Annotated in this window: 10 protein-coding genes and 1 tRNA gene; 8 read left to right on the plus strand and 3 right to left on the minus strand. The window is 54.2% G+C overall.

Annotation, left to right across the window (positions count from 1 at the left end; all coding sequences use genetic code 11):
- Positions 1-7: 7 nt before the first annotated feature.
- Together ACTJI9_RS09530 and ACTJI9_RS09535 are read left to right on the plus strand one after the other, a co-directional pair.
- Positions 8-919 (plus strand): ABC transporter permease subunit, encoded by a 912-nt coding sequence (locus tag ACTJI9_RS09530; protein ID WP_307282883.1) that lies wholly within the window; start codon positions 8-10, stop codon positions 917-919.
- Between the two features lies 1 nt (position 920).
- Positions 921-1,739, plus strand: a complete 819-nt coding sequence (locus ACTJI9_RS09535) for an ABC transporter permease subunit (RefSeq protein WP_115055256.1) — start codon at positions 921-923, stop codon at positions 1,737-1,739.
- Between the two features lie 83 nt (positions 1,740-1,822).
- Here the strand turns inward: ACTJI9_RS09535 and ACTJI9_RS09540 are convergent, their stop codons facing one another.
- Positions 1,823-3,715, minus strand: a complete 1,893-nt coding sequence (locus ACTJI9_RS09540; protein WP_307282886.1) for an AsmA family protein — start codon at positions 3,713-3,715, stop codon at positions 1,823-1,825.
- A 301-nt stretch (positions 3,716-4,016) separates the two neighbouring features.
- Between ACTJI9_RS09540 and ACTJI9_RS09545 the strand changes: the two genes are divergently transcribed.
- Entirely contained in the window at positions 4,017-4,373 is a 357-nt protein-coding gene (locus ACTJI9_RS09545) for a hypothetical protein (RefSeq protein WP_440807544.1), read from the plus strand.
- A 57-nt stretch (positions 4,374-4,430) separates the two neighbouring features.
- Here ACTJI9_RS09545 and ACTJI9_RS09550 read toward each other — a convergent pair whose 3' ends face one another.
- Entirely contained in the window at positions 4,431-7,505 is a 3,075-nt protein-coding gene (locus ACTJI9_RS09550; RefSeq protein WP_440807546.1) for a histidine kinase dimerization/phospho-acceptor domain-containing protein, read from the minus strand.
- 294 nt (positions 7,506-7,799) lie between these two features.
- On the opposite strand from ACTJI9_RS09550, the gene ACTJI9_RS09555 reads away from it, so the two are divergent.
- Together ACTJI9_RS09555 and ACTJI9_RS09560 are read left to right on the plus strand one after the other, a co-directional pair.
- Positions 7,800-8,255 carry a phasin gene (locus ACTJI9_RS09555; protein ID WP_115055277.1) on the plus strand — a complete coding sequence of 152 codons (456 nt, stop codon included), beginning with the start codon at positions 7,800-7,802 and terminating at the stop codon, positions 8,253-8,255.
- Between the two features lie 282 nt (positions 8,256-8,537).
- Positions 8,538-8,614: transfer RNA gene (locus tag ACTJI9_RS09560), tRNA-His, on the plus strand.
- 14 nt (positions 8,615-8,628) lie between these two features.
- On the opposite strand, the gene ACTJI9_RS09565 is transcribed toward ACTJI9_RS09560, so the two are convergent.
- The gene (locus ACTJI9_RS09565) at positions 8,629-9,708 is read right to left on the minus strand and encodes an AbrB family transcriptional regulator (protein ID WP_440807548.1); all 1,080 of its coding nucleotides are present in this window, start codon (positions 9,706-9,708) and stop codon (positions 8,629-8,631) included.
- A 502-nt stretch (positions 9,709-10,210) separates the two neighbouring features.
- On the opposite strand from ACTJI9_RS09565, the gene ACTJI9_RS09570 reads away from it, so the two are divergent.
- The 3 genes from ACTJI9_RS09570 (at position 10,211) to ACTJI9_RS09580 (ending at position 13,775) form a co-directional block, all read left to right on the plus strand.
- A complete protein-coding gene (locus tag ACTJI9_RS09570; protein ID WP_115055249.1) occupies positions 10,211-10,888 on the plus strand; it encodes a response regulator transcription factor in 678 nt (225 codons plus the stop codon).
- Positions 10,878-12,284, plus strand: coding sequence for a sensor histidine kinase (locus ACTJI9_RS09575; RefSeq protein ID WP_336440575.1), 1,407 nt, complete (start codon positions 10,878-10,880; stop codon positions 12,282-12,284). Before ACTJI9_RS09570 ends, ACTJI9_RS09575 begins: the two co-directional genes overlap by 11 nt.
- A gap of 396 nt (positions 12,285-12,680) precedes the next feature.
- Positions 12,681-13,775 carry an extracellular solute-binding protein gene (locus tag ACTJI9_RS09580; protein ID WP_115055247.1) on the plus strand — a complete coding sequence of 365 codons (1,095 nt, stop codon included), beginning with the start codon at positions 12,681-12,683 and terminating at the stop codon, positions 13,773-13,775.
- Positions 13,776-13,893 lie beyond the last annotated feature (118 nt).

Below are 13,893 nucleotides of genomic sequence, written 5' to 3' on the forward strand. Positions count from 1 at the left end.
CTATCCGATGCAAAAATTGATAGCATCCGTCACAAGCCGGTTGGTCATCAGCGTCCCTTATCTGTGGCTGCTCGTCTTCTTTCTTGTTCCATTCCTCATCGTATTCAAGATTTCCCTGTCCGAAGTGGCGATGGCCATTCCGCCCTATACGCCCGTGCTTGATATTACGGCGGGTATCAGGTCTGTCTTCAACAGCATATCGCAGTTCTCCTGGGATAATTATATCTGGCTGGTCGAGGATCCGCTTTACTATAAGGCCTATATTTCCAGCCTGCTCATAGCGGCGGTTTCAACCCTTCTGACACTCATCATAGGCTATCCAATCGCCTATGGCATGGCGCGCGCGCCTGCAAGCGTTCGCCCGACTCTGCTTATGCTTGTCATTCTTCCATTCTGGACCAGTTTTCTTATTCGCGTTTATGCGTGGATAGGCATTTTGAAGCCCGAAGGATTGCTCAATCAGTTTCTGATGTGGGCCAATGTCATCGATACCCCGCTGAATATTCTCAACACCAATACGGCGATTTTCATCGGTATCGTCTATTCTTATCTGCCGTTCCTCGTCCTGCCGATTTATTCGGCTTTGGAAAAGATGGATTATTCGTTGGTTGAAGCTGCCGAAGATCTTGGATGCCCGCCGCTCATGGCGTTCTGGAAGATCACATTTCCACTCTCAATGCCCGGTGTCATTGCCGGTTGCTTCCTTGTTTTCATTCCGGCTACCGGCGAGTTTGTCATTCCTGATCTCTTGGGCGGCTCGTCTACGCTGATGATCGGCAAGACATTGTGGAGCGAATTCTTCTCAAACCGCGATTGGCCTGTCTCGTCGGCGGTTGCGGTTGTCCTGCTTTTGCTGCTGGTCGTGCCCATTGTGCTGTTCCAGCGGTCCGAAGCCAAAGCCCAGGAAAGCGGGAAATAAAATGAACACAACCTGGTCCCGCTTTAACATTGCTTCGCTGGTTTTGGGCTTTGCCTTTCTTTATCTGCCCATCGTTCTGCTGGTGATCTATTCGTTCAACGAGTCCCGTCTCGTCACCGTTTGGGCCGGTTTCTCGACCAAATGGTATGTATCGCTTTTCCACAACCAAGCCTTTATCGATGCGGCTTGGGTTACCATCCGTGTCGGCCTGATTTCGGCGACCTTTGCTACCATTCTTGGCACGCTCGGTGCGTTGGCGATGACCCGCTACACGCGCTTTCGGGGGCGCATGCTCTTTTCCGCGATGATCTATGCGCCGCTGGTCATGCCTGAAGTCATCACAGGTCTGTCACTGCTGTTGCTCTTTGTCGCCATCGGTCTCGACAGGGGCATTTTGACAGTCACGCTCGCGCATATCACTTTTTCCATGTGCTTCGTGGCCGTGGTGGTTCAGTCGCGCCTTGTCACCTTTGATCGTTCGCTGGAAGAAGCGGCGATGGACCTTGGCGCAACGCCCGTCACGACGTTCTTCAAGGTGACATTGCCCGTTATCCTTCCTGCTGTCGTCTCTGGCTGGATGCTTGCTTTCACCCTCTCGCTTGATGATCTGGTTATTTCCAGCTTCACTTCTGGACCAGGGGCAACCACCTTGCCGATGCGCATTTATTCGCAGGTGCGTCTTGGCGTGACACCGGAGATCAATGCTGCCTGCACGATCCTTATCGCCATTGTTGCTGTGGGAGTAATCATCGCTTCGATTGCCAATAAGCGCCGTGAGGTCAACCGCGCCCGCGATGAACAGGCCGCCGCACGGAATTGATGCAGGAAATGCTGTTGTTTGCAGCGTAAGTAAACAGCAAAAAAAGCGCGAACCTTTCTCTCTCCACCAGAGGGATAGGCGAATTATTGTGAAATGATTGGCGAGATGAATGGATTGTCCCACGAGCCGCCGATGAAGAACCGCGTATGATTGAACATAGGTTCCGGCTTTGGCGCATCAGCAGGCGCGCCTTCCGCAGGCGCGGGCGTAGCGATCGGTGCTGCGAAGTCACCGGTGAGTGCCAGGCTCTTGCTCACAAGCGTTACAATGCCTGCAAAGGTAAAGGTGCCAAGCTTGTTCTGGATCTGCGCCGTTTCGAGCGCCGCGACTCCGTCCATGATATTTGCCTTAAGCTCCAGCCTGTCGAGACTAAGCCATGCATCGGTCTTTTCGTTCAGGCTGAAAAATCGATCTGTCTTTGCTTTGCTAAGCAAGCGATTGAGATCGAGACTACGGATTTGACCATTGCCGAAGCGCATGGATAGCGTGCCCTTGGCGCTGCTCAAGGCTGTGGACCAGCGTGTTATCGGCCCCTTCAGCACCAGTGACACGGTGCCCTTGCCAAGCTCAAAGCGATTTCCAAGTCCGAGCAGCGAGGCAATGGAAGCGCTGTTTACATCGGTTCCATTCAAGCGCAACTCCCCGGTTGTCCCGGCTTCAGGTTCGTCGGCAAGTTGGAAGCTTCCGGCAACCGAGCCGTCAAAAGCAGTGGCATCGCCAATGTCAAATATGGCGCGGCCATTCCGCACTTGTGCAGTCGCCGCCACCTTTGTCAGGCTGACATTGCCCGCCGTTGCCTTTTGCGCCGAAACCCGCAGATCAAGATTGAGCTGTTTAAGAAAGGCCGTGTTTATCTCAGCGTCGGAATTGGCTGAGCCATCCGGCAGCGGCATGATGCCGGAGAAAACCGAGCGAAGGTCCAACGTCTCGAATGCCAGCGTTCCATTGATACCAAGCGGAGTGCCCGTTGCCGCGTTATTCAGCGTGATTTCGATCACACCCTTTGCCGGATTGTCGTTCAGCGTGGCCGTCAGATTATCCAGTTTCACACGGGAAGAGGAGCCGGTAACGGAAGCATCAAGCGTAAAGCTGCCAATGGGCGCCGTCGGGATTTCCGCCATTCGGGACCATTCGAGCGTGCGTCGCAGCGATGGTGAGGTGAGGGATAGTGTCCCTTCAAAAAAACGGTCCTTGGCAATATTGGCGGAGCCATTGAAAGAAAGGGTCAATGGCGTCGAACTCAGATTGATCTGCATCGGGCTTGACCCGCCCGCCAGAAGCAGCAGCGCCTTGCTGGCAGAGCTGTCGATTTCAGTCTCTTCGCCATGCCAGATTGCTTTGCCCTGAAAGCTGGCAATGCCAGATGTCTGCGGCCAGTCAAACACACCGCTTATGCTTGAAATCTGTTCTTCAGCGCCGTTGATGGGCCTTTTGAACGTGACCATTGCATCTTCCAGCCGCACACGCCCGAATGGCTGCGACGACACTGTGCTCATATCCGGCTTGGCAGGGTTGGCCACGATAGCGGCCTTTGCCTCGCGCACGACATCGCCGATGCGCCCATCGCTCCTGGCAAGCGCTTCACCAATATCTGCAAGGCTTTTAATTGGCTCATCGAGGACAAACCGTGGCCTGATGATTTTGGTCTCGGTGAATTCGGTTTTTCCCATCAACGCCGAGAGCAGGGAAAGATCAACCTCGATCCGCTCTGCCTGCATGAAGGGTTGGCCTTCCGTAGCCCATGGGTTGCGGATGGTCACATTGCCCATTGACGCGGTGAATGTTGGAAAGAAGGAAATGTGAGGCTCTTGACTTGCTTCGACGCTGTAGCCAGTCCAGTTGCTGATTTCTTGAGCCAAACGCTCGCGAATGAGATCCGTGCTGACAAGGCTGGGCAAAGCAACGAGTATCCCACCGGCGATAAATGCCAATAGCAGGATTGTCGCCAAAAGGTTTCTCGGTCTCAGCCAGAACATGAGTATTCCGATTTACAGCCAGTGAGCCAAAGCTCATGGTGCTATTGCACTATCTATCAACGGTTTAGCCATCATGGGCAGCAATTCAAGTCGATAAAACGGCTTTGGCGCAATTTTATTGCCTAAGCTCCTGTTTAATCCCGTGCGCGCGCATTTTCAAATTGACAGGCGCGCGTCTGGTCGGAGAACGTAAGGACGGTAAGACCGTGATCTATTTAATTGCCGACGATCACGTCCTGAAGCTTATCGAGAATGCGATCGAGCAACATTAACCACCAAGTTTTTTTGAAAGGAATGAATTATGAGCAACTGCTCTTTTCCGCATCACCACGATCATGATCACAAGCATGAGCCTAATTGCGGCCACACCGCCATTCGTCACGGCGATCATGTGGACTACCTTCACGATGGCCATTTGCATCACCCTCATGGCGACCATATTGATGAGCACGTGCTTGAGGTAAGCGCTAAGAATCCTGATCGCTGCACACCGGAACATCATTGCTCGGGCCACGATGCTGACCATGTGCATGGTCCTGGCTGCGGCCACGAGGCCGTACCCCACGGGGATCATATTGATTATCTCGTGGATGGGCATTTGCATCATCCACATGGCGATCATTGCGATGATCATGGCCCCGTTGAAATCGTCGCCTGATCAATAAGGACCATACCCTGCATATCAGCAGGGGTGTCTTTATTCGAAGATGGAAGATTACTCGGCCAGCACCCGCGTTGAAGGGAACGTAATTTCGACCATCGTTCCGCGGCCCGGGCTGGAATCAATATTGAAACTCGCCCGGTTTGCTTCCGCCATCGCTTTGGTGAGCGGCAGACCGAGACCTGTTCCGTCGCTGCGAACATTCCCCGGTGTTGTAATCTGCTTGTAGGGGCGCAGAGCCTGCTCGACCTCCTGCCGGGTCATGCCGATGCCTGTATCGCGTACCCGCAGCAAAACATCGCCGCTGGCTTCATAGCTTGTCGAAACGATGACCTGCCCGCCGGGGCCGGTAAAACGCACGGCATTTGACAATAAATTCAGCGCGATCTGCGTGATGGAGCGGTTGTCCGCCACGATGTCCGGCAAGCGCGAGGTCAGGCTTGACCGGATAATGACGCGCTCGCGATTGGCTTGTGGCTGCATGATCGCGACAGCTTCCGTCAGGGCGTCGTTCAAGGAGACTGCCTCGAAATTCATCTCGACAGCGCCAGCCTCGATCTTGGAAATATCCAGAAGATCATTGACCAGCGAAAGCACGTGATTACCCGAGCGGCTGATATCGTGCAGATAGTCGCGGTAACGCTCGCTGCCGATGGGACCGAATTTTTCATCCGCCATCAATTCGGAAAAACCGATTATGGCGTTCAGCGGCGTGCGGATCTCATGGCTAATGCGAGCCAGAAATTCACTTTTCTGGGTGGACGTGCGTTCAGCCTCGCGCTTGGCGCTTAGCAGTTCTTCTTCCGCGCGTTTCCAGTGGGTTATGTCGCGCAGCACGACACAATATCCTTTGGAAGCGTCCAGCTTGCCGATTGTCATGAACAGCGGAATAAAACGCCCCTGACATTCGCGGCCAATCACTTCGCGCCCATCATTCAGCAGGCTGGCAACACCATTATTGGAAAGGCTGTTGAGATAATCCATCGCCGCTCTTTGGCTTTCGATAGCGAACAGGAGCGAGAATGCTTTGCCGTTGACCTCTTCCGGTTCATAGCCAAACAGCGCGGAAGCAGAGTGATTGATCGAGCGGATGGAACCTGCGGAGTCAAGCAGGATCACACCATCGGTAGCCGTATCGAGAATGGCGTTGAGCTCATCGATCCGCGTCTGCAGCAGCAGTCGTTCGCTTTCGTCGAAATGATTGGCCTTTGTTTGGGGCGACAAAGCCAGAAGCAGGGCGCGTGACCCATCGCCGTTTTCATCATTCCAGCGCACAGCCTGTAAATGTGCTTCAACACGGAGCGTCGAAGCGTCATTGCGGCGCAAATTCATGCCGCCTTCATCCTCGTCTTCGCCTTCAGGGCCGTCGGCGAAAAGGGTGCTTAATCCGCCAGCGACATTGATTTCTTCTGCACTCTCATAAGCCGTCGCATCAAGCATGGCTTTGTTGGCATAAAGAATCTGGCCTTCACGATGGATCAAAACAGCAAGCGGCAAGGCTGCCAGAATCGATGTGTCGACGCCCTGGCGCACCTGCTCGCGAATGTCGCTGGCAAAACTCTTCGACGGCGCGTCAGCGGCAAATCCGGGCCCAACAATCTCGGCTTCAGGCACCTTGGCTTTCGCGGCTACAGGCTTCGCTTTTTCTTCCCGATCAGTAACGGCTTCTTCTGCGTTAACAGAAGCGGGCTCTGCAAGAACCTCCCGGCGCAGCCTCTCGGCAATCTCACGAAATGCATTGCGTTCTGCATCATTCAAGCGGCCATCATTCTGCAAGGGCCGCTGGGTTTTCAGCGCTACAACATTGCTGGGCTCTGATGATGCGGTGGCAAGAGCCGGCGGTTCGCCCCCAAATGAATCGGGCTCGCTGGCAGCTATCGGATCGACCGAAGTTTCCAGCCCGCTCGAGTCCAATGGCGTGTCGATGACGGTCAAGTCCTCAACGACCTCTGCCATTTTGGCTACACCAAAGCCGCGAAAGCCCAAAAAGACCCGCTCACGCGAATAGATGGGCAATGCTGCAAGTTCAATTGGCACGCGCAGATTGGTGCCCTCGATTGGCCAAAGCACGGCCCGCCCTGACCATGTATCGCGCCGTTCAAGCAGCCCGGCTATTTCGCCATCCGCATCAAAACCATATTGGGCGGCCACGTCGCGAAAAGATTTGCCGATAATATCGGCTGAAACCGGCCCGACTGCTGCCGCGAATTCCGGCGAAATCTCGCTGAAATTGGCCTGCGCATCCACTTTCCAGACAAAACGGGCGGATGTGTCACTGGGCCTATATTGAAACGTCTCGGAAACTGGTTCGCTCTCGCTTGATCTTACTGCCGTCTGTTTATCTTCGGCAGTTATGGCAGGCGCAATCGGTTCGAATGACAGACTTGCCTGCGGCATGTCCTTCACTTCGGCATCTGGAACAGGTGCGGCGGGGATTACATTCTCGGCAGGCGCCACCAGCCCGACATTCTCAGGTTCGATAGCCAGCAATAAATGCAGGGCAGGGCTATCAGTCAGCCGGGCTATACCTGTCGGCACGATACCCTTTATCGTCGTGACAGCGCGCTTCACCAGCCGATTACGCTCATGGCGGACTTCGCGCACCAGGTCGCCAAGGCTCTTGTCATTAAAGCCAAGCGTTGAGAATTGTTGCGATGCTGCGATGATAACGCCTGATCCATCGACCATGGCGGCATGGGTTGTTTCGTCACCAAAGCCTTTTATCGCCAGAGCTGCGATCTGCTCCTCGGAACTCACGCGGTCATTATTGGCGATTGAAAGCACGATAGCCTGTTCGCCGCGCGGCAGAATAATATCGCTGGCCTGAAAGGTTAGAATGCGGCTGGTCAGCCCGAATGCAATGCGAAGCGAAACACTGCGCCCATGCCCGATGGAAGGAAAGCCGTCCAGCGCCTTCAACTGCCGCTGTGCCTGAACGCCCAGCACCGTGCCAGCAGTCAATATGTCATCGACTGTCGCATATCCAAGCATGGAGGCGCCCTGGCCATTGGCCCAGATGACATTTGCAAGATCGGGTGAAATGACCACAAGCGCATCGCCATTGGCAAAATGCTCGCGAATTTCATCGAGAACGGCAATGTCGATGAACGGGTATGTTCCAGACGCCATTATTGTTTAGCAGCTCCGTAGCGGACCACCGCATCCATGCGACGTCCTTAATACTTTATTAATAATAGCCACAACGGCGCGCGTCCACTGGCTGCCTCTTATCTGCCAGCTCTTTCTCTTGGTTTAGTTAACTTCGATCAGCGCCTTTTAATGGTCCCCAGAATAATTTCCTTGGAAAATCAACGGGAAATGGTGCGCTGCAAGAAAAATGTTGCAATGCACAATAAATGTATTATATTCGGCCTATCAAATCACTTGCAGAGACAAACATCTGCACCAAGGAAGGGCTTTATTATGAGCAAGACTGCTAAACAGACTGCCGACGCATTTGCAATGCCTGCCTTCGACGCTACCGCTGTAACCGATCAGGTTCGCGAATTCACTGAAAAGGGTGTTGCCCAGTCCAAGGAAGCCTATGCCAAGATCAAGGATCAGGCTGAAGCTGCACAGAAGACTCTTGAAACAACTTTCGAAACTGCCCAGTCCAATGGCACGGCTCTTTCGTTGAAGGCGCTTGCTGCCCTGCGCACCAACACAGAAGCTGGCTTTGCACATATCGAAGCTCTGTTCGGCGTAAAGTCGTTCGGCGAAGTTATCGAACTGCAGACTGCATTTGTTCGCAAGCAGGCTGAAGCAATCTCCGGCCAGGCCAAAGAGCTTCAGGCTGTTGCTTCCAAGGCAGTTGAAGAAATCTCCGCACCGGTCAAGTCGGCTGTAGAGAAGGCAATCAAGGACGTAAAGGTAGCCTGATCAGGCACCTGCGGATCGCAATTTTTGCCTGCAAAGGCGTTAGGCGATCCAGATATTCTCCAGCGGCATTCCTCCTCCCAGCCGCCGGAGACGCGAGAACCGGCATCTCCTCCCAGCCATTCTCGCATTTATGGAAAAGGCCGGGTCCTCCCCCCGGCCTTTTTTCTTTTCTGGAGGTAGCTTGGCGTTTTTTTGGGAATGTCCCTGCCTTTTGTTGCATCAAGCGCTTGCAAAAAGCATCAATTCTCCGTATGTGACGCCAAGTCAAAAACTTGACGGTGTGCGGTCGTAGCTCAGTTGGTTAGAGCGCAGGATTGTGGCTCCTGAGGTCGGTGGTTCGAATCCACCCGTCCGTACCATTTTTCCCACATTATCAAAGATCATTCCTGCCGGTCAGCCCCGTGCGCTTTGCTATGAAGCGGGCGATGGCTGGGCCTGTTACAAGCACGATGAGAAAACGCGCTGTTTGCATGGCCATGACGAATGGCAAATCCACATCGCTTGAGGCGGCAATAATAGCGATGGAATCGGCACCGCCCGGGCTGGTTGCAAGATAGGCTGTTAGCGGGTCAATATCGGCGAAATAAACCAGCAAGGCTGCAATGCCGCCGCATATGGTGATGAGTGTAAGGATGGATGCAACCACGCGGGGCAGGGCGCGCGCTGCATGAACGAGGATCGGCCGCGTAAACCGTGAGCCGATGTTCCAGCCGATCAGCGCATAGCTGGCTGCAAGCATCCAGGGCGGCAGTACGATGGTCATCAGGCCGGTATTGTGAAGAATAATGCCGAGAATCATCGGCACCAGCATTGGTCCAGCCGGGATACGCAACCTGACCGCGAGCCAACTTCCTCCTATGATCAGAATCAAGGTCTGGCCAAAGCCTAACCAGTCGAGTGGTGGGAACCAGATGAATTCAGGTGCTGCGGCGGCCGGACCTGTTATCCACATGCGGGAAACGAGCGAGGCGATCACTGCTACGAAAACAACGCGCAGATATTGCATGAAGGCGACGAGGCGGATATCCGCGCCATAGGCTTCGGCCATCAGGGTCATCGCGGCAGCTGCACCCGGCGACGAACCCCAGACTGCCGTCGTACCTGGCAGTACCTGCCAACGTGCGAGAAACCAGCCGAGCGTGTTGCTGGCAAAAATTACAGATGCAATGACCATCAGGAAAATCGGCCAGTCATGCACCATTTCTTTCAGCGTCGAGGGTTCGATACTATGGGCAATAAGACAACCGATTACACCTTGAGATAGGATGAAAGGACGTACCGGAACACGAATGGCGCCTTCAGCCGCCGCAATCGCAATCGCCGCTGCCATGGGGCCAAGAAGCAGCGCTGCGGGGAGGCGCATGGCCTGAAAAATTACAAAAAAGAGCAGGGATAGGGCAAGCAGAGCCAGCCATTGCAACCCTGGCGTGCGGCTGCTCAAATTCATGTGCATTGTCTGTGAGTCCTAGCCTGTTTTGAAATTGCAGAATAATACTCTGCCTGCCGCCGTCCAGCCCTGAAGAGTTTCGCATTAGACGAATTGACACTTTAGCAATGGTCGATGAGATGCTATATTTGTTCTTGGAGTGGGGCGAACTTTCGTCCGCCCCTTTCCTCATTTCGTAAAGTGAACCCGGATCACCAGCTGCCAGCCGGTCCGGGTTCTTTTTACGATGAGGGTAATGCTAAGCGGTTTTGGCCACATAGCTTACCTCCAAGTTTGAGAGCAAGGCTGATGCCGCAGTCAAGGAAGCCTATCTTCCTTGATGCACTGGCTGGCTCAATGCTGCTGCTTCTGCGCTCAAAATCGAATAAGCGTCTGACCCATCGCCTGAATTCACACGTGCTGCAACGAATGCAGGGTTGCAATCATCTATGCTGGCTGGGTTGAGCAGTTGCGCGGGCGGCAATCGATACTGTTTGCGGGCTTTCCTGTTTCGTGCCAATGAAACACCATGCGCATATTGCTGGTAGAAGACACGCACGATGTGGGAGAAGCGATCGTCAAGCGCTTTGAAGCGACTGGCCATGCCGTCGATTGGGAAACCAACGGGCGCAATGCGGCGGAAATAATTGATTTTACCGAATACGCGCTCATCATTCTTGACGTCATGCTGCCGGGCATGGACGGTTTTGAAATTCTCAAATCCATCCGCAAGTCGGGAAATGCCGTTCCCGTGCTGATCCTCACGGCCAGATCGGAAATTGATGACCGCGTGAGCGCACTTGATCTTGGCGCGGACGACTACCTGGTCAAGCCATTCGACTTCCGCGAATTGGAGGCCCGTGCTCGCGTTTTAATGCGTCGCCATGGTGGCGGGGAAGCGACCAACCTTATCAAATGCGGCGATATTGCCGTGGATCGCGCCACGCGTTCTGTCCATGTGGGCAAGCGTGAAATACAGTTGAAGCGGCGCGAGCTGACTTTGCTGGAGGTATTGGTCGCCAGGCCGGGCCGCGTTTTCAGCAAGGATGAATTGCTCGACCAGATTTTCGGATTCGATGAGGCGGCCAATGCCAATGCCATCGAACTCTATATTGGCCGTTTGCGCAAAAAACTTGATGGAGCCAAAGCCCGCATCGTCACTGTTCGCGGCTTGGGTTATCAATTGGTGTCCGGCGATGCTGCCTGAAATGCGCGCAACCCAACCTTCGCTGTTCGCGCGCCTTGCAAGGCGCATTTCGCTGGTTCTTGGTGTTGGGGCAGCTCTGCTGGTCAGCGCCGCCTGGTATTATGCCGACACCGCCGCGGACAAGGCCTATGACCGTCTGCTTGTGGGCGCTGCGCTGCAAATGGCGGAAAGCCTGGCAGTTGAAGATGGAAAGCTCAGTGTTCGCCTTCCGGCCTCGGCTTTCGAGCTCCTAGGTCTTGCCGATCGTGACCGGATTTTCTACCGCGTCATTGATACCAATGGCGAAACGCTTACCGGCTATGACGACCTTGAGAGTCCGCGCGCTCCGGAAGGCAATGATGATGCAATGCGTGTCGAAGAGGGCACTTATAAGGGAGAGGATGTTCGTATTACCCGCGCCACCCGCGTTCTCGCTGATCCAGCCGTTACGGGCCGCGCCTATGTCATCGTCGCACAGACAAATGAAGCGCGATCGGCATTGACCCGCGAACTCACTTTGCGCGCGACTATATTGGTGATCGTCATGAGCCTTCTGGCATTTGTCGGGGCCATGCTTGCCATTCGTTATGCGCTCAAGCCTGTCGAACATTTGGGGACGGAAGTCCGCGGCCGCGATCCCCATGATTTGACACCAGTTTCTGTCGATGTGCCGCGCGAACTTGATCCATTTGTCGGTTCAATCAATCATTTTATGGGTCGTCTTGGTGAGCGGGTCGACCTGCTGCAGCGCTTCATCGCCGATGCCGCTCATCAGATACGCACCCCGCTTACCGCACTTAATGCCCAGATTGATCTGCTTGGTTCAGGGAAAATGAGTAAAGCCGACCGCCAGCATTTTGATCGCGTCAAGGAACGCACGGACGAGTTATCCCGCTTGACCAATCAATTGCTCAGTCATGCCATGGTTGTTCACCGCGCCGATTCTGTGCAACTGGAACCCATCAGTCTCGTTGATGTGGCTCGGCGCGCTTGGCGTGCGGCTGTGCCCATTACTGTTGATCCGGATATTGTCGTTTCCTTCGAGGCGCCGGAGGATCGCCCCTTTGTCCTGGGCGATGCGGTCAGCCTTCGCGAGGCGATTGTCAACGTCATTGATAATGCGCTGCGTCATGGCACTCGTAATCGTCTGGAAGTGCGGGTCAATGCGGACCAAACGCACGCCTTTGTCGAGGTCGAAGATGATGGGCCAGGCATCCCACCGGAAGGGTGGGAAAAGGCGATGCAGCGTTTCTCTACATCGAAATCCCACGAAGGCGGCTCCGGACTCGGCTTCGCGATCGCACAGGAAGTTGCCAAGGCCCATGGCGGAAGCCTGAGTTTCCGTCCACGCAATGAACGCGGTTTCGTTGTGGTTTTAACACTGCCGCTCCACCAGAAAGAGCAAGCCGCAGATTAGTCCTCACCATTGCTGATAAAAAAGACAGGCCCCGAAGGGCCTCCAAGTTGCCGCAGCGGGGACCAGGTTGCGGGGGAGTTGAGATGGGATCATACAGCCACCTTCAAATCTGCCATTGGCTCCAACTTTGTGCGTGGTTCGACGGGGCTCACCATGAGGAAGGTTGAGGACTGCAAAAACCGTATTCAATGCGGAATTAAAGTTCTCGCCAAACTGATGAGCGAGATTGGGATTGTACTATGCGCTAACAGTACGAGTTCCTTGCCAATCTCCACTTTCCTCATGGTGGGCTCCGTCGAACCACGCATAACGCCCTTGCCATCCTGAGCTTGTCTTGCGCTTTTGAACAGCAACCTCGTATATGCCTATATTGGCAACTTGGCTGGGAGCCGGAAGATGATCAAACGCCTATGTGTTGCGCTAGCCGCAGCATTCATTGCGGCGCCCGCCTTTGCCGCAGATAACACAATCCGCTTTCCTGCCTTGCAGACAGAAACCGGTCGCTTGACCATTTATTCGGCCACAGACCTTGTTGTCATGAAGCCGTTGATTGATGACTTTCAAACCATTTGGCCGGACGTAACTGTCGACGTTATCGATTACCTGACCAATGAGCTCAGCGTGCGTGCTGCCGAGGCCTGCCGCAAACAGCAACCGCTCGGCGATCTTCTGCTGTCATCATCCGTGGATCAACTTGTGAAACTGGCCAATGATGGCTGTGCAACGGCCCATACCTCACCCGAAACCGCTCGCGTTGCCGACTGGGCAAATTGGAGGGATGAGGTTTTTGGGTTCACTTACGAACCGGCCGTCTTTGTATATAATAATGTCAAGGTGCCGCCGGGCGACGTGCCGCGCACCCATGTCGAGCTTGCAGATCTGCTGCGCGAGAAACTCGATACCTATCGTGGACGTGTCGGAACCTATGATATCCGCCTGTCCGGCATTGGATATTTGTTGGCATTTAATGATGCCCGTCAGACAACAGCCGTGTTTGGCCGGTTGCTGGAAGGCATGGCGCGCGCCTCTGCCGTGGCTCGTTGCTGCACGGGCGAAATTCTTGAGGAAGTTGCCAAGGGCAATCTCTATATCGGCTATAATATGCTCGGTTCCTATGCCTATGAGGCGGCACGCCGCTATCCGCAATTAAAAGTTGTCGTTCCTCGTGATTACACTTTGGTGTTGAGTCGTGGTGCCCTGATTCCGAAAGGCGCGAAACGTGCCGATCTTGCCGCAAGATTTCTGGATTATCTCCTCTCGCAGCAGGGGCAATCGGTTGCAAAAAACAATGCGTTTTACTTTACCGAAACCGGCAGCCTGCCGCCCGGTGTTGATGGCCCGCAAAACTTGAAGGAGTCGGGTATTGCGCAGCCGATCCGCATTGGACCTGCCTTGCTGGCGGTGCAGGACAGAGCGCAACGGCAGCGTTTCATTGATGATTGGTCGCAATCACTGATTGAATTGAACAGCCCTTCATGGAATCGGGAATAGATAAAACGGTTTTGGAAAATCAATGTTTGGCTTTTAGCTAGCTGTAAGCCCTGTCTCACACAGGTTTTGCGCCAAACAACTACATTTCAGACAAAGTTCGAAGCTTTTTGCCGAAGAA

Origin of the sequence: Phyllobacterium sp. 22552 (genome assembly GCF_052044585.1) — a bacterium.
Classification (GTDB): Bacteria; Pseudomonadota; Alphaproteobacteria; order Rhizobiales; family Rhizobiaceae; genus Phyllobacterium; species Phyllobacterium ifriqiyense.